At 35.0% G+C, this 23,950-nt stretch carries 22 protein-coding genes; 14 read left to right on the forward strand and 8 right to left on the reverse strand.

The window, feature by feature from the left end:
• From fliH to lysA, 7 genes are read right to left on the reverse strand one after another with little or no spacing between them, the layout of a single operon-like run.
• Positions 1-810: a flagellar assembly protein FliH gene (gene fliH / locus CLAN_RS01730; protein ID WP_096013647.1), complete on the reverse strand. Its 810-nt coding sequence runs from the start codon at positions 808-810 to the stop codon at positions 1-3.
• Complete coding sequence (fliG, locus tag CLAN_RS01735; RefSeq protein WP_096015526.1) at positions 807-1,835, reverse strand: flagellar motor switch protein FliG; 1,029 nt, start codon at positions 1,833-1,835, stop codon at positions 807-809. The genes fliH and fliG overlap by 4 nt, the downstream gene beginning before the upstream one ends.
• On the reverse strand, positions 1,832-3,538 hold the full coding sequence (fliF, locus tag CLAN_RS01740) for a flagellar basal-body MS-ring/collar protein FliF (protein WP_096016692.1): 1,707 nt from the start codon (positions 3,536-3,538) through the stop codon (positions 1,832-1,834). The genes fliG and fliF overlap by 4 nt, the downstream gene beginning before the upstream one ends.
• 6 nt (positions 3,539-3,544) lie before the next feature.
• Positions 3,545-4,642 carry a histidinol-phosphate transaminase gene (gene hisC, locus CLAN_RS01745; protein ID WP_096018179.1) on the reverse strand — a complete coding sequence of 366 codons (1,098 nt, stop codon included), beginning with the start codon at positions 4,640-4,642 and terminating at the stop codon, positions 3,545-3,547.
• Complete coding sequence (gene pheA, locus CLAN_RS01750) at positions 4,642-5,718, reverse strand: prephenate dehydratase (protein WP_096018178.1); 1,077 nt, start codon at positions 5,716-5,718, stop codon at positions 4,642-4,644. The genes hisC and pheA overlap by 1 nt, the downstream gene beginning before the upstream one ends.
• Positions 5,708-6,484 carry an HAD-IIA family hydrolase gene (locus CLAN_RS01755; RefSeq protein WP_096018177.1) on the reverse strand — a complete coding sequence of 259 codons (777 nt, stop codon included), beginning with the start codon at positions 6,482-6,484 and terminating at the stop codon, positions 5,708-5,710. The genes pheA and CLAN_RS01755 overlap by 11 nt, the downstream gene beginning before the upstream one ends.
• Positions 6,484-7,680, reverse strand: coding sequence for a diaminopimelate decarboxylase (gene lysA, locus CLAN_RS01760; RefSeq protein ID WP_096016925.1), 1,197 nt, complete (start codon positions 7,678-7,680; stop codon positions 6,484-6,486). The genes CLAN_RS01755 and lysA overlap by 1 nt, the downstream gene beginning before the upstream one ends.
• A 167-nt stretch (positions 7,681-7,847) precedes the next feature.
• Between lysA and CLAN_RS01765 the strand changes: the two genes are divergently transcribed.
• From CLAN_RS01765 to pglD, 8 genes are read left to right on the forward strand one after another with little or no spacing between them, the layout of a single operon-like run.
• Positions 7,848-9,350, forward strand: coding sequence for an oligosaccharide flippase family protein (locus CLAN_RS01765; RefSeq protein ID WP_100590440.1), 1,503 nt, complete (start codon positions 7,848-7,850; stop codon positions 9,348-9,350).
• Positions 9,347-10,381 (forward strand): glycosyltransferase, encoded by a 1,035-nt coding sequence (locus CLAN_RS01770; protein WP_096024112.1) that lies wholly within the window; start codon positions 9,347-9,349, stop codon positions 10,379-10,381. Before CLAN_RS01765 ends, CLAN_RS01770 begins: the two co-directional genes overlap by 4 nt.
• A gap of 5 nt (positions 10,382-10,386) precedes the next feature.
• Positions 10,387-11,412, forward strand: coding sequence for a glycosyltransferase (locus tag CLAN_RS01775; RefSeq protein WP_232045879.1), 1,026 nt, complete (start codon positions 10,387-10,389; stop codon positions 11,410-11,412).
• Positions 11,412-12,533 (forward strand): N-acetylgalactosamine-N,N'-diacetylbacillosaminyl-diphospho-undecaprenol 4-alpha-N-acetylgalactosaminyltransferase, encoded by a 1,122-nt coding sequence (pglJ, locus tag CLAN_RS01780; RefSeq protein WP_100590442.1) that lies wholly within the window; start codon positions 11,412-11,414, stop codon positions 12,531-12,533. Before CLAN_RS01775 ends, pglJ begins: the two co-directional genes overlap by 1 nt.
• Positions 12,517-14,607, forward strand: a complete 2,091-nt coding sequence (locus tag CLAN_RS01785; protein WP_096013636.1) for an STT3 domain-containing protein — start codon at positions 12,517-12,519, stop codon at positions 14,605-14,607. Before pglJ ends, CLAN_RS01785 begins: the two co-directional genes overlap by 17 nt.
• A gap of 4 nt (positions 14,608-14,611) precedes the next feature.
• Positions 14,612-15,727, forward strand: a complete 1,116-nt coding sequence (pglA, locus tag CLAN_RS01790; RefSeq protein ID WP_100590443.1) for a N,N'-diacetylbacillosaminyl-diphospho-undecaprenol alpha-1,3-N-acetylgalactosaminyltransferase — start codon at positions 14,612-14,614, stop codon at positions 15,725-15,727.
• Positions 15,720-16,325, forward strand: coding sequence for an undecaprenyl phosphate N,N'-diacetylbacillosamine 1-phosphate transferase (gene pglC, locus CLAN_RS01795; protein WP_100590444.1), 606 nt, complete (start codon positions 15,720-15,722; stop codon positions 16,323-16,325). Before pglA ends, pglC begins: the two co-directional genes overlap by 8 nt.
• On the forward strand, positions 16,312-16,896 hold the full coding sequence (gene pglD, locus CLAN_RS01800) for a UDP-N-acetylbacillosamine N-acetyltransferase (RefSeq protein WP_100590445.1): 585 nt from the start codon (positions 16,312-16,314) through the stop codon (positions 16,894-16,896). The genes pglC and pglD overlap by 14 nt, the downstream gene beginning before the upstream one ends.
• Positions 16,897-17,063: 167 nt before the next feature.
• Here pglD and CLAN_RS01805 read toward each other — a convergent pair whose 3' ends face one another.
• Complete coding sequence (locus tag CLAN_RS01805) at positions 17,064-17,261, reverse strand: hypothetical protein (RefSeq protein WP_096013632.1); 198 nt, start codon at positions 17,259-17,261, stop codon at positions 17,064-17,066.
• A 308-nt stretch (positions 17,262-17,569) separates the two neighbouring features.
• Between CLAN_RS01805 and gyrA the strand changes: the two genes are divergently transcribed.
• From gyrA to CLAN_RS01835, 6 genes are all read left to right on the forward strand, one after another.
• The gene (gene gyrA / locus CLAN_RS01810) at positions 17,570-20,269 is read left to right on the forward strand and encodes a DNA gyrase subunit A (RefSeq protein ID WP_100590446.1); all 2,700 of its coding nucleotides are present in this window, start codon (positions 17,570-17,572) and stop codon (positions 20,267-20,269) included.
• 45 nt (positions 20,270-20,314) lie between these two features.
• Positions 20,315-20,806: an LPP20 family lipoprotein gene (locus tag CLAN_RS01815; RefSeq protein ID WP_096013630.1), complete on the forward strand. Its 492-nt coding sequence runs from the start codon at positions 20,315-20,317 to the stop codon at positions 20,804-20,806.
• Positions 20,782-21,174: a hypothetical protein gene (locus tag CLAN_RS01820; RefSeq protein WP_096016933.1), complete on the forward strand. Its 393-nt coding sequence runs from the start codon at positions 20,782-20,784 to the stop codon at positions 21,172-21,174. The genes CLAN_RS01815 and CLAN_RS01820 overlap by 25 nt, the downstream gene beginning before the upstream one ends.
• Positions 21,175-21,177: 3 nt before the next feature.
• On the forward strand, positions 21,178-22,326 hold the full coding sequence (locus tag CLAN_RS01825; protein WP_100590447.1) for a sigma-54-dependent transcriptional regulator: 1,149 nt from the start codon (positions 21,178-21,180) through the stop codon (positions 22,324-22,326).
• Between the two features lie 65 nt (positions 22,327-22,391).
• Positions 22,392-23,426, forward strand: a complete 1,035-nt coding sequence (locus tag CLAN_RS01830) for an aspartate-semialdehyde dehydrogenase (RefSeq protein ID WP_096015667.1) — start codon at positions 22,392-22,394, stop codon at positions 23,424-23,426.
• Entirely contained in the window at positions 23,419-23,946 is a 528-nt protein-coding gene (locus CLAN_RS01835; protein ID WP_096013626.1) for a YqhA family protein, read from the forward strand. Before CLAN_RS01830 ends, CLAN_RS01835 begins: the two co-directional genes overlap by 8 nt.
• Positions 23,947-23,950: the final 4 nt, after the last annotated feature.

A 23,950-nucleotide genomic window follows, 5' to 3' on the forward strand; every position in this document is an offset into this window, starting at 1 on the left:
TTATTCGCTTAATATCTTTTTAATTTTATTAAATCGATTCATCACGCTACCATCTATATTGCCAATATCGCTTAATACTATCACTCCGCCGGCCAAGACTGCGTCATCGCTAGTGATTTTGATATGAGATTTTTGAGATAAATTTGATTGTAAAAACTCATAATCTTGCGGGCTAACCTTAACTTCTATAGCTGTGGCTTGATTTAGCTCTTCTATTAGGCTTTTGGCGATATTTAGAGCGATTTGAGATGAGCTATCTTTAATCTCTTTTAATACAACTTCTTTTGCTATCTCAATTGCCGTAGCAGCGATCTCATTTTGGCTTGAGCTTAATAGAGCTTCTAGCTTGGCTGCTTGGTCATCGAGCTTTTCGATTGAGCTAGCGTATTTTTTGTTATTTTCATTTAATAGATTTTCATATTGAGCTTTGGCATTTTCAGCGCCTTGCCTTAGGCCCTCTTCTTTGGCTCTTGCGGTTTCGTTTTCTAAGCGAATTTTAAATTCACTCTCTTGATTTTCTATTTGCATTTGTAGTTTTACGATATTTCCACTTAGCTCATCTGTTTTTTTTAAAAGCTCTTCTATAAATGTAGATTCTACTGTGTTTGGTTTTTCTTCTTCGATATTTTGTATTGGTTCTGAGTTTATAGCTTCATTGTTAGGTTCTTGATTCTCATCTGTTGGGAGTACTATTTTAGGCTCTTTTGGTAGCTCTTTTGGCTCTGGTGAGTGGAGTGCTAAGACTTTAAATCTATAAGGCTCTACTGTGTGTTCGCCCTTTGTTTTGTCAATTATACTGCTTAATATCATTCTATCATCTCATCGCTTACGCCTACTTGGAATACTCCATCTTCGGCTAGTTTTTGGACTAATTCTACAACTTTTCTTTGTGCTTCTTCTACCTCTTTTACACGCACCGCACCCAAAAATTGCATCTCTTCTACAAATGCTTCGCTTGCTCTTTGGCTCATATTGGATAGGAATTTTTGTTTTAACTCTTCGCCACTTCCTTTTAAACCAACCATCAAAACTTTTTTATCTACAACTTTTAAGATCTCTCTAATAGCGCTATTATCAAGTGAATTTATATCTTCAAATGTAAACATAAGCTCTTTGATTGTTGTAGCAAGGCTTGGGTCGTTTTTTTCTATTATATCAATTGTAGATTTGCTTGCTTTTTGACCAAGGCGGTTTAGCACTTCCGCAACCGCTCTTGGGCCACCGACTTCGACTTTATAGCTTGTGAGACTTTCTAATTTAGACTCAAGCACGGTTGATACACGCTTAACTACTGATGGGCTGATATCGCCTAGGTTTGCCATACGGATTATAACCTCGCTTCTGATATCATCTGGGAAATATACTAAGGTTTCAGCTGCGCTAGTTGCGTCCATGTGAGCTACTATCAAAGCAATGGTTTGTGGATGCTCTTTTACGATGAAATCAGCTAGTTGTTGAGGGCGGACTTGACCAAGATAGCCAAATGATTTGGTAGTCTCCATAGATTTTTGTAATTTATCCATGATCTTTTGAGCAATCTCTGGGCCAAAGGTTCTAAATAGAATTTCCTTAGCATACTCAAGACCGCCACTTTTGAGATATTGATTAGATTGGCTAACGGCGTAAAATTCTTCTAAAACAGCGGCTGCAACGCTTTTATCAATTGTTTTAGCAGTTGCGATGTATTTGGATATCTCTGTAATAACATCAATATCCATATGAGAAAAAAGCAAAGTCGTGATATCTTCGCCTAGCTGAATAAGCAAAATAGCGATCTTTTCAGCCATACTAAGATCATCATAAATCATCTTTTGTTCTTCGGTTAATTTCATCAAAAGTCCTTATTAGAGTTAAATCCGCTATCGTTTTTTAACATTGTTTGAAGTAAGGTAGCGATCTCTTCACTTCTTTCGCCTGCTATTAGTTTGAGTTTTTCTAGCATAACTTCATATTTAAGCTCATTTTCATCAAAGTTATCGCCGATACCAAGCTCATCTTCAACTCTCTTTCTAGCTGCTTTGAATTTCTCCAATGTATCTTCGGCCTCTTCTTGTATATTTGTCTCTTCAGGAACTGGCTCAAGCTCATCTTCTTTAGACTCTTCAAGCATCTTAGTAAGAAATGGCGTGATAACCTTTTTGTAAAATATATATAAAATCAATAAAACTACTAGATATTTTAGTATTGGCATAATTGGTTTGAAATATGTATCTATCACTTTTTGAAGTGGGCTTAATTGTATAATTGTGCCTGTTTTTCTAAATTCGAAATTACTAACTGTTACTTCATCGCCTCTATTTGCGTTATAGCCGATTGCTTGTTGGACTAGGCTTTTGATAGAGTCTAATTCTGTATTATCCAATGGGATATATGTTGGGGTTTGGGCTTTGGAGCCATCTTCTAGGGTTTGGAATTCATACTTTCCATCTACGACTACGGCTGCGGTTACTCTTTTTATCGTGGCGTATTGATCTTTTACTTTTATTGTTTGTTTTGAAATTTCATAGTTGGTATTGGCGACATTTTTGGAGTATAGCTCGGTTGGTTTATTATCTTCTAGGCCTTGGACTGGGCCGATATTACTAACAGCACCCGGCACACCGCCTACATCTTTTGGCTCTTTTCCTTCCCTTTTTTCTTCTATATTTTGCTCACTTCTAATAACTGAATTTGGGTCATAAATTTCATTTATGCTATCCTTGGTTGAGAAGTCAAACTCAATGCTAACCTTAGCCGTAACCTTATCTTTGCCACCGATGAATTTGCCGATCATATCTATGATTTTTTGCTCATATGAGCTTTCAAATTCGCTTCTATATTTGATCTGTGCTGCTACAAGCTCGTTTTCTAGCATTATATCATCATCACCTAAAGATACCCCATCTTGAGTAACTATCTTGACATCTTCTAATTTCAAATTTGGCACAGATCCAGATACTATGCGTTTTATCCCTTCAATCTGTCTGCGATTTAGCTTTGAGCCATCTTTTATTTTCACAACTACTGAGGCAGTTGGCGGGACTTGACGCTCGGTAAATACGCTATCTTTAGGGAATGCGATATATACACTAGCTCGCTCTATTGGCTCTAGGCTCTCTATGGTTTTAGATAGCTCTCCTTGGATTGCCCTTTGGAATTTGACTCTTTGTTCGTTTTCAGTAGCGCCAAAGTCTTGAGTATCGTAAATTTCAAAGCCCTTTTTATTATCGCCTACTATTCCAAGACTTGCTATTGCTATTCTTTGGCGATAGACATCATTAGTTGGGACTAAAATTGTCCCCTCATCGGCTAGTTTATAGCTAACTCCTTGTGTTTCAAGCTCATTTATGATTTGAGCTGACATAGCTGGGTCTATATTGCGAAATAATACGCTATAGCCTTCAAATTGAGCTTCTGGGCTTTTATTGGTGCTAAATAGCATCAAAAAGACCAAAAATCCAATCACCAAAACAATAGAGCTAGCAGCTACTATCTTTTGCTTTAAGCTTAAGTTTTGGACGACTTGACTAATTTGTTGAAATAGGGCTTTAAAATCCATAATCTATTAAATTTCCTTTTTCAATGCTTCTAAAACTTTGATATTTTGCTCTTTTGTTCCGATTGTGATTCTTATAGCATTTAATCCATAGCTTTGTAAATTGCGTAGAATTATACCTTTTCTTAGTAGATTATCACAAATTTTAGTTGAATTTTTGCTATTATCAAATACAAAAGTTATGAAATTTGTGTAGCTTGGGATAAACTCTATATGGTTATCTTGGGCGAATGCTTCATATATGCTCATCTCTTTTAGATTGTTTTGTAAGGTTTGATCTATGAAATTTTGATCTTTTATAGCTGCTATTGCCGCAGCTAGACTCGGTGTGGTGATATTAAAAGGCGCTCTAAGCTTGCTAACCCTGTTGATTATTAGCTCATTTGCGATTCCATATCCGACTCTCATTCCGCCTAAACCATAAGCTTTAGAGAAGGTGCCTAGATAGATTGCGTTTGAGAGCAAGACTATATCTTTTGGGTTTATAGCTTTTTTCTTATCTTTGAATTTAGCAAATTCCATATACGCTCCATCGATCACAACTAGTGTATCGCTATCTACACCAGAGATAAACTCATATACTTCGCTAGCATCCAAGCATTCGCCAAGAGGGTTATTTGGTAAGCATAAAAATATAACTTTAATCTCATTTTTATGCTGATTATATAGGGCTTTTAGTTCATTTAGATCGTGATTAGGGCTTGTGGTTTTATAGATTTTAGCGCCGATATGTTGAGCGTAAATTCCATACATAGCAAAGGTCACACCAGCGCTTAATATAGCCTTGCTTGGGTCTAATTTAGCATGCATGATAAACTCTATTACCTGATCGCTTCCGCTTCCGATAACAATATTTTTGCTATTTACCATATATAAATTTGCCAAAGACTCTTTTAGCTCATAGTAGCTATCATCAGGATATAAATTCGCTGATTTTATGGATTTTTCCATAGCTTCTAGCGCAAGTGGCGAGCATCCTAGGGGATTTTCATTGCTAGCTAATTTTATTATATCTTTTGGGTTTATGCCAAATTCTCTAATGACTAATTCTATTGGTTTTCCAGCTTCGTATATTGGTAAATTTGATATTTGTGGGTTGAAATTCATTATTGTCCTTCTTGATTTAGATAGCTACCTAGCCAGGTGATCTCATGGCCGTTTTGGGTAGCTTTTTGTAAAACTTTGCTCACATTTTCATCATCTATATGGCCTTCAAAATCTATATAAAATACGGTTTTGAAATCATTTTGTTTTGTCGGTCTGCTCTCAAGTTTGGTTAGATTTATTCCGCCATCTTTAAACATATTTAAAAGCTCCACCAAGCCACCTGGGCGATGAGCTGTGAGTGCTAAAATACTAGTTTTGTCGCAGTTGGTTTGGGCGTTTTTAAAGTCGCTTAAGACAAAAAATCTAGTCTTGTTTGCTAGATTGTCTTCGATCTTTTCAAACATTATAGGCACCTTATAAATATGCGCTGCTATCTTAGAGCAAATCGCCGCTGAATGCGGATCTTGCGATGCTAGAAGTGCGGCTTGGGCTGTGGATTTAGTCGGGATAAACTCAACTGAGCTTAATGAGTGATCATCTAAAAATGTGTGGCATTGGTTATAGCCTTGTGGGTGTGAGTAGATCTTTTGTATATCATTGATATTTTGGCTTAGGCTGATAAAGCTATGGTGAATATCCATATAAATTTCAGATACGATCTTGACATTATTATATTTTCTAAGGCAATCAAGTGTCGCTCCTACGGCGCCTTCGGTGTTGTTTTCTATCGGGACTACGCCATATTTTGCCTCGCCGTTATTTAGCTCACGAAAGACCCCTTCAATGCTACTAATAGCGCTATAACTACTCATCGCACCAAATCGGCTATGAGCTACTTGATGAGTGTAAGTCCCAATAGGGCCTAAAAAAGCCACCTTTTGAGGTAACTCAAGGTTGCGACTAACGGCAAAAATCTCTAAATATATAGCTTCAATTGCTTTTGGGCTTAGAGTGTTGTTTGGTAAGGATTTTAATCTTTCTAATATCGCTTTTTCACGCTCTGGGCGATAGATTGGAGCGTTTGAGCCAAGCTTGATTTCGCCAATTTTTTTGACAAATTCCATTCTTTGATTTAGTAAATTTAAGATCTCATTATCTACCTTATCAATTCCAGCTCTTAGATCATCAATGCTCATCTATAACCCCCAAAATCCCGCTAATATCATCATAAATATTATCAATTTTATCGCTAATTAAATTTGCGATATTATCTTTGCTTATCTTGCCACTTAATACCAAATTTGTCTTCATACCAAGCTCTTTGGCTCCATATAAATCGCCAGTGGCATCATCGCTAATTATGGTTATATCTTTGAAATTAGCCTTATTGTCTTGAGCTTTTAAAAGTTTAAGGGCTGCTGTATAAAATCCCAAGCTAGGCTTGCCAATACTACTAAAATTTGCCCCAGTAGCGTAAGAGATCATACTAGCAATAGCCCCAACTCCAGGGTATAATCTACCATTTTTTTTGTAAATGCTAGTCTCATGCATAGCGATGATTTTGACCCCTTTTAGTGCTAATTCATTGATTGTGGCAAAGTCATCAAAGCTAAATTTATCCCAACTAGCAATTAAAATCGCTTTTGGGTTATTCCTATCTTGAGTGTAGCCTATACTCTCCATCGTATCTACAAACTCAGGCGCACCAAATAAGGCTACATTAGATGGGCTGATAGTCTCATTTAATACGCAAAATGGATCTAGATAAGCGCCATCTTTGATAGCTAAGCCCTTTTGTCTTAAGGTGTTTAAAAACTCATCGCTTTTGATTTTTGTGTTATTTGTAATAACAATATATGGAATTTTATCTAAATTTAATCTCTCAATCAGCTCACAAGCACCATTAATAGGACTTTTATCACTATCGCTTATTAATGTACCTTGGACATCTATAAAATACATTATATAAACTCCTTTTCATTTCTAATCATATCTTCAAAGCTCTCTCTTTGACCTATTAAGCGATCTTTGCCACTTTCTATAGCGATTTGAGCGGCACGCCCTCTTGTATTGTAGTTACTAGACATTGAGTATCCATATGCTCCAGCTGATTTGATAACCAATAAATCGCCGTGTTCTAGCCTAGGTAGCTCTATATCTTTGGCTAAAAAATCCCCACTTTCGCAGATCGGCCCTACTACATCGCACGGGCTTTTTGCGCCATCTTTTAAGGCTACAATCTCATGATAAGCCTCATATAGGCTTGGGCGAAGTAGATCATTCATCGCTGCATCTACTACTACAAAGCGTTTATTTGTATTTCTCTTTTCATATAATACGCTAGTTAGCAACTCACCGCTATTGCCTACTATAAATCTACCAGGTTCGCAGATTATCGTGGCGTCTTGGCCTTTTAAAGCGGCTAGAATTCCTTGAGCGTATTCATATAAATTTGGCTCATTTTCATCTTTATATCTTATGCCTATTCCGCCGCCGACATCAAAAAATTTGATATCTATATCAGCTGCTCTAAGCTCTTTAAGCAAGCTACTAACGATATTTGCCGCTTCTATCACAGGGCTTATATCACTTAGCTGACTTCCTATATGAGAGTGGATGCCAACTGGGTCTAAATAATCGCTTTTATGAGCGTGGAGATAGATCTTTCTAGCTTCATCTATGCTTACGCCAAATTTGTTTTTATGTAATCCTGTGGATATATATGGATGGGTTTTGGGATCTACATTTGGATTTACTCGCACTGAAATTCTAGCCTTTTTATTTAGCTCTTTGGCTATTAGCTCTACTCTTAGCATCTCTTCATAACTCTCTAAATTTATCATCAAAATATCCAAATTTAGAGCCTCTTTAATCTCTTCATCGCTCTTGCCAACACCACTATAAATTATCTTATAATTGCTACCACCTGCTAATATAGCTCGTTTTACCTCGCCGATACTAACACAATCAAATCCACCGCCAAGAGCGGCAATATGCTTTAAAAGGCTTAAATTTGAATTAGCCTTCACGGCGTAGCAAATTAGTGATTTTCTAGCGTTAAATTCCCTTTTTAGCTTCTCATATTGGGCTTTAATATGATCAAAATCATATATATAAAGCGGAGTTTTATACTTCTTAGCTAGTGCCAAATAATCCATAAATAAATCCTTGATAATTTTCGAATTTAAAATATTATCTAATCTTGGCTTAAATTACCATTTTTTGATTAAATTAAGATTTATTAAATTTAGCTAAAATTACTGCTATTAATTTTAAGGAAAATGATGATCGCTAAGTTAAATTTAAAATCACAAAAAATGGCTATATGTATCTAAATTTAATTACTACAATAGCTGTATTTGGCCTACAAACGGCTATTAATTTTTTCTTAACTCCATATATTTTAAAGGTCTTAGGCGATGAAGCTTATGGATTTTTGGCTTTAGCAAATTCGCTTGTAAATTATGGATTTATCCTAACTATCGTTATAAACTCTGTTGCTAGTAGATTTATCGCTTCAGCATATCATAGAGGAAATTGGCTCAAAGCTTCTAAATTTTATAGCTCGGTTTTGATAATTAACTTTTTGTTTAGCATTATTGTGGCGTTGATTTCACTTATATTTTTGATTAAAATTCAATCTATTATTAATATCTCTCAAACCCTTATAAGCGATGTTAGACTCACAATTGCTATATATTTTATCAATTTTAGTGTAGGGCTATTTAATGCTATTTTTAGCGTTCATGCCTTTATTAAAAATCAGATGTATTTAATCTCGATTAGAAATGCCATATCTACTACTATATATGCTATGAGCGTTCTTTTGTTGTTTTATCTTTTTGATGCGATGATATATTATACCGCGGTGGCGGCTTTGATCTCATCTATTTTTGTATTTTTTAGTGCTCTATATTTAAATCGTAAATTTGGTTTAAATTTAAGATTTAGCCCCAAATATTTTAAAATCAATTTTATAAAAGTCCTAGCTAAAAGCGGATTATTTAATAGTATTAATATGCTTAGCCAAGTGCTATTAAGCGGTGTTAGCTTGCTTTTGGTTAATATTTATATTAGCGCTGTTAGTATGGGAATTTTGGCTCTGTCTAGGTCTGTAACTATGATTATTGAAAGCTTTGTAATCACAACTTCAGTAGCGTGGAATCCCCATCTTGTGAAGATCCACGCAGATAATAAGCCGCTTAGAGATGAGGTGATTTTGGCCCTTAAAAGTGTGAGCTTCATAACTTTGCCTTTGATCGCTTCGTTTGTGGTTTTGGCTGATGAGTTTTATAGGCTTTGGTTGCCTTTTAAGAGTCAAGATGAGATTGATTATATATATGATTTGGTGCTAATATCTATTTTACCATCTATTGTATTTGCTAGTGCTAGGCCATTAATTAGTATAAATTTGATTACCAATCAGCTCAAAAGGCCGGCTTTGGTGATGCTATTTGTGGCGATTTGTGTATTTTGTATTCAGATTGTGGGGCTTAGCTTTTTTGAGTTTGGATTAAGGGAGATAATGATTGCAATTTGCGTTGGAATAGTGCTGAAAGTAACGCTATTTGATGTGGCAAATGCTGGGGCGAATTTGGGTATTGGGCTTGGGGCATTTTATCCTATATATTTTAAAAATCTTGCGATTTTTGCCTTTATATTAGGAGTTTTGTATCCAATATCAAAAATGTTAGAGATAAGTAGTTGGGTTGAGTTTATAGTTTATGCTAGTGGGATATCGATTTTAGGCTATTTAATCGCTTTTGTGATGATATTTGACAAGAGTCAAAAATCAAGCTTCATACGCAAGATTAGGGGGAAATTTTGAGAGTTGGGTTTGTGATATCTACGCTTGAGTTTGGTGGGGCTGAAAGGGTGCTTAGTTTATTGGCAAACCAAATGAGCCTTGAAAATAGCGTAGATATTATTAAATTTGATAATAAAGAGCCATTTTATGAGATTAATAAAAGTGTAAAAATCATAAATTTACCAACTTCAAACGGTGGATTTTGGGGGTTAAAAAAGCGATTTAATAAAATTTTAGCTCTTAGAAAGATTTTTAAAAGTGCTAAATATGATATTATAATTAGCTTTATGGATAGCACAAATTTGCTTTGCTTGATGGCGAATTTAGGTCTAAAACAAAAATTGATAATCTCAGAACACAGCCATCATAGCCTTTTATCTTGGAGGTGGAAAATCGCTAAAAGGCTATTATATCCATTTTGTGATGGGCTATCTGTGCTTAGTGGGAGTGATTATCAATATTATAGCTATGTTAAAAATAGATCTGTGATCCATAATCCATTTTTTGGCGATAGTGATATTGGGGAGATGAAAAAGGAGAATTTAATACTATTTGTTGGTAGATTAGAGCCGATAAAAGGGTGTGATATATTTTTAAATTCGCTTCAATATTGCGATTTAGGTGATTATAGGGTTGAGATTTGCGGTGATGGTAGTGAGTTTAAGAGATTAAAAGATCAGTTTAGTAGTGATAAAATCAAATTTCTAAACAGAGTTAATGATATGAAAAGCTACTATAAACGAGCCAAAATCATAGTATCTAGCTCACGAAATGAAGGCCTTGGCAATGTCTTGATCGAAGCTTGTTATTATAAAATTGCTAGGGTTGCTACGCCGACGATTGGGGCTTGTGAGTTGATTTGTGATAATATAGATGGGCTAATAAGCGATGATTTTAGCCCCAAAAGCTTGGCTGGGAGATTAAATTTAGTTATAAAAGATGAGCTTTTAAGGAAGAGATTAGCGCAAAATAGCTTTGAAAATAGGGATAAATTTGATTTAGAAAATATCTATCAAAATTGGTTAAATCTCATTAATAAGGCCTTGAAGTGAAGATAATGTTAGTGATTTCAGCTCTTAGAAATGGTGGGGCTGAGAGAGTGGTGGAGCTCTTGAGCCGTGAGTTTAGCAAAAATCATCAAGTAGAGACTCTCTATTTTGAAGAGAATTTAAATTTATATAAAATTAGTGGCAAGATAACACATTTAAATATCTATGAAAATAGAAATTTCTTAAATAAATTTAGCAAATTTTTTAAAATTCGAGCCTATATCAAAAGAGCCAATCCCGATATCATCATCTCATTTATGGATCAAACAAATATAAATTTAATCATCTCAACTATATTTTTAAAGCCTAAAATTATCGCTACAGAGCACCTTAGCCATGATGCGTTAAAATCACAAATTTGGCGTAAAATACGAGATTTTAGCTATAGATTTTGCGATGCTTTGGTGGTGTTAAGCAATATAGATAAGAAGTATTATAGCTTTGTTAAAAATTGTAAAATTATATATAATCCTCTATATATTAAATCTCAAAATATAATTAAAAAAGAAAAACTCATTTTAAGCGTTGGTAGATTAGAGCCTATAAAGGGTTATAATCTCTATTTAGACGCACTTGCATTAATAGATAAAAATCTCTTAAATGGTTATAAAATCATCATCGCAGGAGATGGTAGTGAGCGTAAGAAGCTTGAGTTAATGGCTAGGAATTTGGGATTGGGTATCAAATTTGTAGGCCATGTTAGCGAACTTGATGAGCTATATAAAAGGGCGGAGATTTTAGTTTTACCTAGCCTTAGCGAGGCTTTTGGTAATGTCTTAAATGAAGCTGGAGCTTATGGCGTGGTTAGGATTAGCACCCCTACGGCTGGGGCTTTGGAGATATTGCGTGATGAGGTAGATGCTCTAATAGCCAAAGATTTTAGCCCGCAAGCACTAAGTAGAGTTATCATAAAAGCGATTAAAGATGAAAATTTAAGAGTGAATTTAGTAAAAAATATAAATTTATACCGATTCTTAGCAGAGAATATCGCCCTTAAATGGGAAGAGTTAATCAAAGAGCTAAAAGGACAATAATGAAAAAATTATCACTATTTATCTACTCAATGGCTGGCGGTGGCGCTGAAAGAGTGGTATCAAATCTACTAAATGAGCTTGTTAAGAGATATGAAGTTCATCTAATTTTGATGAATTCGACAATATCATATAAAATACCACATGAGAGTAAAATTCACTATTTGGAGAATTCAAAACCTTTTGAAAATGGCTTTTTAAAATTTGCCAAGCTACCATTTTTAGCCTTAAAATATAAAAAATTATGCGATGAGATCGGGATTGATCTACATTTTGTATGGATGAATCGCCCTTGTTATGTGGCGGCTTTGGCTAGGATTTTTGGAGATAAAAAACCTTTAGTTTTTAATGAGTGCTCAACACCATCTGTATTATACTCTAATGATAGCTTAAAATCCAAAATTAGTAAATTTTTGATTAGATATCTCTATCCAAAGGCTGATTTTATCTATCCAAATAGTCTTGGTAATTTGAGTGATTTGTGTGATAATTTTGGCATTGATGAGAAGAAAATGCGAGTGCTTTATAACGCTATTGATCTTGAATATATCAAGGCTAAATCTGATGAGCCAATTGAGTTTAAGGGGGAGTTTTTCTTGAGCGTTGGTAGGTTAGATAGCGGCAAAAATCATGAACTTTTAATCAAAGCTTATTCTAAGCTTAAAAATTGCGATAAATCGCTAATTATCTTAGGTGAAGGGGTTTTAAGGCAGAGATTAGAAGGGTTGATTAAAGAGTTAAATTTGGAAAATAGAGTCTTTTTACTTGGATTTGATAGTAATCCATATAAATATATGGCAAAATGCTATGCTTTTGTATTTGTAAGCTTGTTTGAGGGGTTTTCAAACGCTTTGATAGAGGCTTTGGCATGTGGGAAATTGGTAATTTCGAGCGATCATAAAAGTGGCGCTAGGGAGCTAATAGGTGAAAATAAATGGGGATATTTAGTGCCTGTTGGGGACGAAAATGCAACGCAAATTGCTATGCAAAAAGCGATTGATGAGCCTGATTTTGTCAAATATTATGAAAAAAACGCTATTATAAGAGCTAGAGAATTTGACAAAACGATCATATCGAAAAATCTCATTAATGAACTAGAGGATATATATGCAAATTTTAAATAAATACCAAATTCCTATATTTATAATAATTGCCTATTTGTTTGCCATACTTTGTCGGATGGAGTGGGTGATATGGGCTAGTGGATATAGTGATTTTATATGGAATAACCAACTAATGATAAGCACAAATGATGGCTACGCATATGCTGAGGGCGCTAGAGATATGATAGCTGGATTTCATCAGCCAAATGATCTTAGCTACTATGGGACGCCACTTTCTACAATCACATTTTTATTGGCTGAAATTTTACCATTTAGTTTAGAGACAATTATATTGTATTTAAGTATATTTTTAGCTTCGCTTATTGTGATACCGATTATACTCATAGGTAAGGAATTCAATCAAACTAAAGCTTTTTTCATCGCTAGCTTGCTTGCATCTATAGCAAATAGCTACTATAATCGCACGATGGCTGGATACTATGATACTGATATGCTAGTTATAGTTTTACCGCTTTTTACTCTTTGGGGGCTTATTAGGCTACATTTTAGGGGTGATTTGATATCATTTTTGATCATTGCTTTATCGATGTTAGCATATAATTGGTGGTATCCATCTAGCTATACTTTATGTGTTGGTATTGCCATATTTTATGCTATTTATACCTTTGTTTTTGAGCGTAAAAATATAGCTAATTACCAGGCTATTTTATTTATGATTTTAGCTATTACTTCGGCTTGGTATAGCCTTAGAATTGCTTTGATTTTCGGCTTATTTGGGCTTATATATTTTAGGTCAAGCCTTTTAAATTTCAAGGTTATGAGTCTGCTTTTTGTGGCGGTTTTATCGCTTTTTGCTATATTTGGTGGATTAAATCCTATATGGTTTCAGGCTAAATTCTATCTATTTAGAGATTTAGATGATAGCATATCACAAAGTTTTCGCTTTTATAATGTCAATCAAACTATCATGGAATCAGGTAGAATAGATCTAGAATTATTTACACAAAGGATTAGCGGACATTGGATAGTATTTATCTTTGGATTTATAGGATATATACTGCTTTGTAAGAAATTTAGAATATTTTTAATCACTATTCCTATGCTAGGGCTTGGATTTTTAGCACTTAAAGGTGGATTGAGATTTACTATTTATGCTGTGCCTATTATCGCTATGGGGTTTGGATTTTTACTCTTTTATCTACTTGATAAATTAAGAGTTAAAAGATTAAACTCAATTGCCGCTTTTATCACAATTCTAGCCTTGACCCCATCGCTTATACATATATATTATTACAAACCATCAAGTGTGCTATTTAAAAATGAAGTGAGCGTTTTGGATAGATTAGGCAAGGTGGCCGATAGAGAGGATTATACCCTAGCTTGGTGGGACTATGGATATGCTATTAGGTATTATAGTGATACAAAAACTCTAATTGATGGCGGAAAACACTTAGGTAGAGAAAACTACGCAGTTAGCTACGCTCTAACCATGCCACCAAATAGCTCAGCTAATATGGCTAGACTTGAAGTAGAATATACCGAAAAAGGCTACAAACAAAACTATGGTGGCAAAAATTTAGAGCAAATTTTAAAAGATTATAACTATAATGAGCTTGATAAATTTCTAAGCGATATTAAGAGTGATAAATTTAATCTACCATCAAAAAGCCGTGATATATACTACTTTTTGCCTGATAGAATGTTATCAATCTTCCCTATAGTTAGTAAATTTTCAAGGTTAGATATATTAAATGGCAAAGAGTGGGGAGATCCGTTTTTTGTCATCGCTACAAATTTTACCCAAGTAGAAAATGGAATCGCTTTAAATAATGGTGTGATAATCTCAAATGACGCCACCTATATAGAGCTAAATGGACAAAAATTCAGAGTAAATAGCTATATAGAAACCAAATATGATGAGAATATGAAACTCAAGAAAACAATCCATAATATCGATAATCTAGCCGATATCTATCTAATTTATATGGTAGATTATGGGCGATTTATCTTGCTTGATAAAGAGATGTTTAATAGCACATTTATCCAGCTTTATGTGCTTGAAAATTATGATAAAACGCCATTTGAACCTGTGATATTAGACCCTACTGCTAAGGTCTATAAACTAAAAAGGTAGTTAGATGAAAATAGGATTTTTATCCCACTCAGATATGAGTATATATCACTTTAGATTGCCTATTATGCGGGCTTTGAAGGAGCTAGGTCATGAGGTTATAGCTATTTCGCCAAGTGGAAGCTATAATGAGCTTATTAAAGCTGAGTTTGAGCTTGTAAATTATGATATCCATAAGGCTAGTTTAAATCCATTTAGAGTGCTAAAAGATACCAAAAATCTAGCCAAATTATTAAATTCATTAAATTTAGATCTCATTCAAACTTCAGCTCACAAATCAAATATCTTTGGCACCCTAGCCGCCAAAAGAGCCGGCATAAGATATATAGTGAATTTAGTTGAGGGATTAGGTAGTTTTTATATCTCAAATTCAGTTAAAAATATAGCTGTTAGATATATTATAGAAATGCTATATTTTATCACTTTTAGACTCTCAAATGCTACAATTTTTGTTAATGATTCAGACCCGAATTATATGCTTAGAAGGCATTTAATTAATAAAAATAAAATTATTCGCATAAAAAGCGTAGGCATAGATATGGATAAATTCAATCCACAAACCACACCAAAATACAGTTTTAATAGTGATAAAAAGATAGTTTTGATGATCGCTAGGGCTTTAAGGGATAAAGGCGTGATGGAGTTTTATCAAGCTGCTAAAATCCTAAAAGATCGCAATGATTGTCAATTTGTATTTGTAGGTTCAAGCGATTCTAGCAATCACTCTAGTTTAGATGAGAGCTTTTTGGCCTCGCCTTATGTTATCCATATTGATTGGAGTGATAAGATAGCTAATATGTTAGCAAGTTGCTATATGTTTGTTTTACCAAGTTATAAAGAGGGATTTCCACGCACAATTTTAGAAGCTATGAGTATGGCTAAACCATCGGTTGTGAGTGACTGCGATGGATGTGTGGAGGCTATAGAAGATGGCGTTAGCGGCTTAATTGCTAAGGTAAAAGATCCAAACGATCTAGCAAGTAAAATATCAACACTCTTAGATGATGGCTCACTAGCTACCAAAATGGGTCAAAACGCCCACCAAATAACTAAGGCCAACTACAATCAGCCTATTATCACGGCAAAATATATTAAATTTTATAAGGAATTAGCTGGTGTATAGAAATTTTTTTAAAAGATTATTTGATATTTTGGGTGCTTTGATTTTGATTATTTTGACTTTGCCTATTATGATTTGGGCCTATTTTGCTATCAAAAAACATCTTGGCTCACCTGTGATATTTACTCAATCCCGCCCCGGCAAAGATGAAAAGATATTTCAAATTTACAAATTCCGCTCAATGTCTAACGCCACAGACCAAAACGGCAATCTACTAAGCGATGAGATCCGACTTGGCAACTTTGGCAAAAAGCTTCGAGCGCTTAGCATAGATGAGCTTCCACAGCTTTTTAATATATTAAAAGGGGATATGAGTTTTATAGGGCCTAGACCACTCTTGATAGAGTATCTACCGCTATATTCTAAAGAGCAAAAACGCCGCCACAATGTCCGCCCCGGTATCACAGGGCTAGCTCAAGTAAATGGCAGAAATGCTATTAGCTGGAGGGAGAAATTCGAATTTGATAGATATTACGCTGATAATTTAAGCCTAATTTTAGATATTAAAATCGCCTTAAAAACTATCCAAAAAGTAATTAAAAAAGATGGAGTAAATAAAGATGGCATGGCAACTACGGAGAAATTTAATGGCCACAACTAGCCTTTATATCTATGGCAACGGCGGCCACGCTAAGGTAGTAGCTGATATCGCTAGGGCTAATGGATATGAAAATTTGATATTTTTAGATGATAATAGCCAAACTAAATTTAGCCCAAATTTACCAAAACACCCCATTATAATAGCTATTGGCAATGCATTAATTAGGCAAAAATTACAAAGCTTAGTTTTAACTAATGGCTTTGAGCTAGCTACCTTAATTCACCCTACAGCCATCATCTCTAATAGCGTCCAAATCGGCGCCGGAAGCGTGATAATGCCAGGAGCGATAATCAACGCTAATAGCGTGATCGGATGTGGCGTTATCATAAATAGTGGCGCTATAGTAGAGCATGATTGCTTTATAGATGATTTTGCTCATATCTGTCCAGGCGTGGCTATAGCCGGTGGAGTTAGCATAGGCAAGCGATCATGGATAGGAATCGGCTCAAATATAATCCAGCAAATAAAGATAAAACAAGATATCACCATAGGTGCCGGAAGTGTCGTAGTCAGCGATATCTTAGAAGGTGCTTTGGCGTATGGAAACCCATGTAAAGTAGTAAAAAGCTAAATTTACTTGAGTTTATCTATATTATATTATTTAAATATATTGGGCTAGATCTGCTTAATAACTTAACTCCTAGTCTATATTTTGCGTCTTAAAGGTTTATTAGATATATTTATAAATAAAATTTATAATACTGCTAACTTAAATGTTATAAAATTATATTATAAATACTAAGCCATAATATCTAGCTTATTATCGCTATTAATAGTAGTTTGATTTATAGTATCACTGCTAAGTTCAACTTTGGTTTTATCATCTTTATTATCTCTTTTTGCCTCTTCTTGTTTTTCTAATATTTTTAATAGATCATAAGTTTGATGAAGCTCTTTTGGTATGCAAGCGTGTTGAAACATTGTCATTCTTACCATTTTATATCCTTAAAAGCAGTAACCATATCTATTGCAAAATATAATTTTTTCATAAAAACTTCTTAAAAAATATTGTGTCACCCAATCTTATCTATATGTATATTAAATTATACTTAAAATATATAAATTATAAAAATATATTGAAGAATTAAGAAAGGATAATTTATTATTACTATCAAATTATAAATAAATTTAATAATTATCAAATTTTATCTATTAAGAGATTAAATTTAAGTTTCAAATCTCCTTTTTAGCTAATATTTATTAAATTTAAGCTAGAATAATGCCCAGACTTTCTAAGGAAAACAATGGAAGATAATATTTTTAACTCAAATCAAGATGTTACGGCTATAGATGTAGAAGACTCCATAAAGGCTAGTTATCTAGACTACTCTATGAGCGTTATCATAGGTCGTGCATTACCAGATGCTAGAGATGGATTAAAGCCAGTCCATAGAAGAATTTTATATGCTATGAATGATTTAGGCGTAGGAAGTCGTAGCCCATATAAAAAGTCAGCCCGTATAGTAGGTGATGTAATCGGTAAATACCACCCACACGGCGATACAGCTGTGTATGACGCACTTGTTAGAATGGCTCAGAGCTTCTCTATGAGAGTTCCAGCAGTAGATGGACAAGGAAACTTCGGCTCTGTAGATGGTGATAATGCTGCTGCGATGCGTTATACTGAGGCTAGAATGACAATCTTAGCTGAAGAGCTACTAAAAGATTTAGATAAAGATACGGTTGATTTTATCCCTAATTATGATGATAGTTTGAGCGAGCCAGATGTTTTGCCCGCACGGGTGCCAAATTTATTACTAAATGGTAGTAGCGGTATCGCCGTTGGTATGGCGACAAATATCCCACCACATAGTCTAGATGAGCTAGTAGATGGTCTTTTGGTCTTGCTAGAAAACAAAAGCGCCACACTAGAAGATATAATGACACATATCAAAGGCCCAGACTTCCCAACCGGTGGTATAATCTTTGGTAAAAAGGGCATAATGGAGGCTTACCGCACCGGTAGAGGTAGGATAAAATTAAGAGCCAAAACTCATATAGAAAAAAAGCCAAATAAAGATGTAATAGTCGTAGATGAACTTCCATATCAAGTAAATAAAGCCAAACTTCACTCAGATATAGCAGAATTAGTCAAAGAAAAGCAGATAGAAGGCATTAGCGAGGTGCGTGATGAGAGCGATAGAGATGGAATTCGCCTTGTTATCGAGCTTAAGCGTGATGCGATGAGTGAAATAGTGCTAAATAATCTATTTAAATCTACCCAAATGGAAGTAACCTTTGGCGTGATTATGCTTGCTATAAACAACAAAGAACCAAAGATTTTTTCATTAATTGAGCTATTAAAACTATTTTTAAATCATAGAAAAACGGTAATAATCAGAAGAACTATCTTTGATTTACAAAAAGCTAGAGCTAGAGCGCACATTTTAGAAGGGCTAAAAATCGCTTTAGATAATATAGATGATGTGATAGCTTTGATTAAGACCAGTGCTGATACAAATATCGCTAGAGATGGATTGATGGCTAAATTTGGCCTAAGCGAGCTGCAAAGTAACGCAATTTTAGATATGAGATTAAGCAAGCTCACAGGCCTAGAGCGTGAGAAATTAGAAGCTGAATTAAAAGAAATTTTAGAGCTTATAGATAGACTTGAAGCAATCTTAAAAAGCGAAGAGTTAATAGAAAATATCATAAAAGAAGAGCTTTTAGAGATTAAATCTAAATTTAAATGCCCTAGAATCACTGAAATAGTCGATGATTATGATGATATCGATATCGAAGATCTAATCCCAAATGAAAATATGGTAGTTACCATAACTCATCGTGGCTATATCAAGCGAGTCCCTAGTAAAAGCTATGAAAAGCAAAAGAGAGGTGGCAAAGGCAAAGTAGCTGTAACTACATATGATGATGATTTTATCGAGAGTTTCTTTACTTGTATGAGTCATGATACTTTAATGTTTGTTACAGATCGTGGCCAATTATACTGGTTAAAAGTCTATAAAATTCCAGAAGGTAGCCGCACTGCTAAGGGCAAAGCCGTAGTAAATCTGATAAATCTCCAACCGGATGAAAAGATTAAAGCTATTATCCCTACTACGGATTTTTCTCGCAATAAATCTTTGGCATTTTTCACCAAAAATGGCTTAGTCAAAAGAACAAATTTAAGTGAATACCAAAATATACGAAGTATCGGTGTAAGAGCTATAAATTTAGATGAAAATGATGAGCTAGTAACTGCTGTTATCGCCACAAGCGACGGATACGAAAGCCTAAATTCAATCAATGATCCAGATATAGTAGTAGAAAATGAGCTTGAAGAGAGCGGATATGACGCACTTGAAGAGGTAATTGATAGCGATATTGAAGCTATATCTGAGCTTAAAGAGAGTGAGATAGAAAATATCTTAGATAGTATCGATGAGTTACCTGAATCAAGCGATAGCAAAATGCTATTTGTCGTTACTAAAAAGGGTATGTGTATCAAATTCCCACTAAACAAAGTAAGACAAATCGGCCGTGTGGCTCGTGGCGTAACTGCTATTAGATTTAAAGAAGATGGCGATGAGGTTGTAGGTGCTGTCGTTATAGAAAATGATACTCAAGAGATATTAAGCGTAAGCCAAAAAGGTATAGGCAAACGCACAACCGCAGATGAATACAGACTTCAAAGTCGTGGTGGTAAGGGCGTTATCTGTATGAAGCTAACATCAAAAACCAAAGATCTAGTTGGTGTTGTAATGGTGGATGAGAGTATGGATTTGATGGCATTAACTTCAAGTGGCAAGATGATAAGAGTGGATATGCAAACCATCAGAAAAGCAGGTCGCAATACAAGTGGTGTGATCGTTGTAAATGTAGCCGGGGATGATGTCGTAAGCATAGCGAGATGCCCAAAAGAAGATAGCGATAATGATGAATTTGATATGCTTGATGATGATTTCATCGCTGAGCAGATTGCCAAAATAGATGAAGTGGAATAAGATTTGCTTTGTAAATTTAGATTTTAGTTAAAAAGGTTGTAAGGTATGAAAAGAGTTTTATCAGCATTGGCTGTAGGATTGGTGCTTGGTGGTTGTGCGAATACTATCGCTAGTTTAAATCAGCAACCAACAGAGGTAGTGGTACAAAAAGTAGATAAAGATGATATTAGAGATATCATTAAAAATGACAAGATGATCCCTACTATGGATTTAGAGAGTGAAGCGGTATTTACAGCTGTTGGTGAGGGAATTCCGCCTTTGGATACAGTTAGTCCAGCTCAAGCTAGAGCCTTAGCGAAGCGTTCAGCTATCACAGATGGCTATAGACAACTAGCATCAAAATTATATGGTGTCAAAATCAACGCCAAAGAGACTGTAAAAGACGCAATGTTACAAAGCTCAGTAATAGAATCTAGGGTTTTAGGTCTTATCAAAAATGCTTCAGTAATCAACCAAGATTTCAAAGATGGTCTATATAGAGTTGAGATGGAGCTAAAAATAGATCAAGAAAAGTGGCAAGAGCTTTTTGCTTATTAATATTTGCTCTAAATACTCTATTTGGGAGTGATGAATTTATTTTTTGGGCTAAGCTCATCGTCTCAAATGGAGTAATTAGCAGTGATAATATCGCTATTTCTAGCTCTATGGTAAGGGGCTATGATAGCAAAGAATTGCTCTGTATAATCCCAGATGATAAACCATCAAATTCAACTTCATTAGAGTATCTAAATTCACACAAAGATGAGCTATTTGAATGCTTTATAAAAGAGCAAGTTAAAATTTTAGAAAACTCATTAACAAATTTAAATTCAACCGATATCACCACAGAATTGACTATAATTCCAATCCGCTTTATAGTTGAATTTAAGTCAAATGGTGCTACAATAAGCAAAATCACGAGGTAGATTATGAATGTTGTAATTGTAGAAGATGATATAAATATGCGCAAATCCCTTGAAATAGCTCTTGGGGATTATGAAGAATTCAATGTAAAATCATATAAAAGTGCCACAGAAGCCCTTAAAAAGCTAAGTATCGACACAGATGTTATAGTAACTGATATCAATATGCCAGGTATGGATGGGCTAGAGTTTATCAAAGAGCTTGATGGAAAATATGATGTTATCATAATGACAGGCAACGCCACTTTGAATCGGGCTATTGAGAGTGTTAGATTAGGGGTTAAGGATTTTTTGACTAAGCCATTTGATATCGATACCTTAGCTACAGCGATTAAGAGAACTAATATATTAACTAAAAAAAGCAAAGCCAAAAAGCCTAGCAATATCAGCCAAACCAATAATAGCAATTTCTTAGCATCATCAGCAAATTTAGATAAGACCTTAAATATCGCTAAAAAGGCAGCTCAAACAGATGTTAGCGTGATGATAATGGGTGAAAGTGGCGTGGGTAAAGAGCTTTTTAGTAGATATATCCATGAGAATTCAAAGCGAAAAGATAAACCATTAATGGCGATAAATATGGCGGCCATTCCTGAAAATTTGCTTGAGAGTGAGCTATATGGATATGAAAAGGGTGCTTTTACTGATGCCACAACTACTAAAAAAGGTCTATTTGAGTTAGCAGATGGCGGAACTCTATTTTTAGATGAGATAGGCGAGATGCCTTTGAGCTTACAGCCGAAACTTTTACGAGCTATCCAAGAGCGTGAGATAGTCAGAGTAGGGGCTAGTAAACCTATTAAGATTGATGTAAGGATAATTAGTGCTACTAATGCGAATTTAGAACAAAAGGTCGCTAATGGCGAATTTAGAGAAGATCTATTTTATAGGCTAAATACTGTCCCGCTTAAAATTCCACCGCTTAGAGAGCGTAAAGATGAGATAGAGGGGATAGCGGCCGCAACTCTAAAAAGAGTTTGTGATGAGTATGAGCTTGGTCAAAAAGAGTTTAGCAAAGAGGCTATTAAAGAGCTTTTAGAGTACGATTATCCTGGTAATATTAGAGAGCTTATCAGCATTGTTGAGCGTGCTGCGATCCTAAGTGATGGAAAGAGTATTAGCAAAGAAGATCTATTTATCTATTCTAAAAAATAAAATTTGCCTTGTATTAAGCTAAATTTGGATAGAATGCCATCTTAAATTTAAATCTAAGGCGTAGTATGAGAAAGTATAGTATAGCGGTAGTTGGTGCTACTGGGGCTGTAGGCGAAGAGATTTTTCGTGTTTTAGAGGAGATGGATTTTCCTGTTGGTAGTGTTTTGCCACTTGCTAGTGCTAGAAGTGTCGGAAAAGAGATCGAATTTAAAGGCAAGAGCTATCCTATTGTAGAGCTTAGCGATACTGTATTTGATGAGTATGAGATTGATATAGCGTTTTTTAGTGCTGGTGGTAGCATATCTGCTCACTTTGCTCCATTAGCTGCTGCTAGTGGTGCTGTAGTTATAGATAATACTAGTCATTTTAGAATGGATCCAGATGTACCTTTAGTGGTGCCAGAGTGTAACCCAGGTGATATAGCTCAGTGGCAAAATAAAGGCATAATAGCCAATCCAAACTGCTCAACAATTCAAATGGTTCATGTATTAAAGCCTCTTGATGATGCATTTGGTATCCAAAGAGTGGATGTAAGCACATATCAAGCCACTAGCGGAGCTGGTAAAAAGGGTATGGAAGAGCTAGTTTTACAGATGCAAAAGTTTTTTGAATTTAAACTTGATGAGTGCGAGCCAAGTGCCTTTAAGCACCAAATCGCATTAAATGTAATCCCGCATATTGATGTATTTTTGGATAATGACTATACAAAAGAAGAGATGAAAATGGTAAATGAAACCCAAAAAATTCTTCACAAAAATATCCAAGTTAGCGCCACTTGCGTGCGTGTGCCAGTCCTTAGAAGTCATAGTGAGAGTATCACTATCAAATTCAAATCCCCAATCGACGCACAAAAAGCGGCTCAAATTCTAAAATCCGCCCCAAGCGTGGTGCTTCAAGATAGCCCAAAAGATAATCTATATCCAATGCCAATCCATGCTAGCGATACCAATGAGACTTATGTAGGTAGAATTAGGCGTGATAACTACGATGAGAGCATACTTCATTTATGGTGCGTAGCCGATCAAATTCGTGTTGGAGCGGCTACAAATGCGGTTAGAATCGCACAAAAATGGATAGAGTTACAAGAACAAAATGGATGAGATAAAAAATAGTATAGAAAGGCTATTTGAAGGACTTTTATGGAAGTCTAGGATGGTGACATTGCTTCCGGTGATTTTTGGATTGCTTGGGGCTTTTGTTATGTTTATAGTAGCTAGTTATGATATTATAAAAGTTATAATATATGCTTGGAATTATCTTGTTTTAAGCGATCATAGCATTGATCTACACAGTGATGGCGTGGGACTTATCATCGGTGCGATCGATCTATATTTGATGGCGCTTGTGTTTTTTATATTTAGTTTTGGAATTTATGAGCTTTTTATTAGTGAAATCGACACCATCAAGAACTCTAGACAGGCTAAAGTCTTAGAAGTCCATAGTCTAGACCAACTCAAAGATAAGATAGGCAAGGTTATTGTGATGGTTTTGGTGGTGAATTTCTTTCAGCGTGTTTTACATGCTAAATTCACTACACCACTTGAAATGGTATATTTGGCCTTATCGATTTTGGCTCTTTGCTTGGGCTTATATTTTTTACATAAAAGCTCAAATCATTAGGATT

It is taken from the genome of Campylobacter lanienae NCTC 13004, assembly GCF_002139935.1.
GTDB lineage: Bacteria > Campylobacterota > Campylobacteria > Campylobacterales > Campylobacteraceae > Campylobacter > Campylobacter lanienae.

Bases quoted from the DNA above. Each gene is read 5' to 3' on its own strand.
- pglJ (WP_100590442.1), top strand. From the start codon at position 11,412: ATGAAAAAATTATCACTATTTATCTACTCAATGGCTGGCGGTGGCGCT.
- pheA (WP_096018178.1), bottom strand. From the start codon at position 5,718: ATGAGCATTGATGATCTAAGAGCTGGAATTGATAAGGTAGATAATGAG.
- CLAN_RS01775 (WP_232045879.1), top strand. From the start codon at position 10,387: ATGTTAGTGATTTCAGCTCTTAGAAATGGTGGGGCTGAGAGAGTGGTG.
- CLAN_RS01765 (WP_100590440.1), top strand. From the start codon at position 7,848: ATGTATCTAAATTTAATTACTACAATAGCTGTATTTGGCCTACAAACG.
- pglA (WP_100590443.1), top strand. From the start codon at position 14,612: ATGAAAATAGGATTTTTATCCCACTCAGATATGAGTATATATCACTTT.
- hisC (WP_096018179.1), bottom strand. From the start codon at position 4,642: ATGAATTTCAACCCACAAATATCAAATTTACCAATATACGAAGCTGGA.
- pglD (WP_100590445.1), top strand. From the start codon at position 16,312: ATGGCCACAACTAGCCTTTATATCTATGGCAACGGCGGCCACGCTAAG.
- CLAN_RS01835 (WP_096013626.1), top strand. From the start codon at position 23,419: ATGGATGAGATAAAAAATAGTATAGAAAGGCTATTTGAAGGACTTTTA.
- CLAN_RS01785 (WP_096013636.1), top strand. From the start codon at position 12,517: ATGCAAATTTTAAATAAATACCAAATTCCTATATTTATAATAATTGCC.
- fliH (WP_096013647.1), bottom strand. From the start codon at position 810: ATGATATTAAGCAGTATAATTGACAAAACAAAGGGCGAACACACAGTA.
- CLAN_RS01805 (WP_096013632.1), bottom strand. From the start codon at position 17,261: ATGGTAAGAATGACAATGTTTCAACACGCTTGCATACCAAAAGAGCTT.
- fliF (WP_096016692.1), bottom strand. From the start codon at position 3,538: ATGGATTTTAAAGCCCTATTTCAACAAATTAGTCAAGTCGTCCAAAAC.
- CLAN_RS01825 (WP_100590447.1), top strand. From the start codon at position 21,178: ATGAATGTTGTAATTGTAGAAGATGATATAAATATGCGCAAATCCCTT.
- gyrA (WP_100590446.1), top strand. From the start codon at position 17,570: ATGGAAGATAATATTTTTAACTCAAATCAAGATGTTACGGCTATAGAT.
- CLAN_RS01815 (WP_096013630.1), top strand. From the start codon at position 20,315: ATGAAAAGAGTTTTATCAGCATTGGCTGTAGGATTGGTGCTTGGTGGT.
- CLAN_RS01755 (WP_096018177.1), bottom strand. From the start codon at position 6,484: ATGTATTTTATAGATGTCCAAGGTACATTAATAAGCGATAGTGATAAA.
- lysA (WP_096016925.1), bottom strand. From the start codon at position 7,680: ATGGATTATTTGGCACTAGCTAAGAAGTATAAAACTCCGCTTTATATA.
- CLAN_RS01830 (WP_096015667.1), top strand. From the start codon at position 22,392: ATGAGAAAGTATAGTATAGCGGTAGTTGGTGCTACTGGGGCTGTAGGC.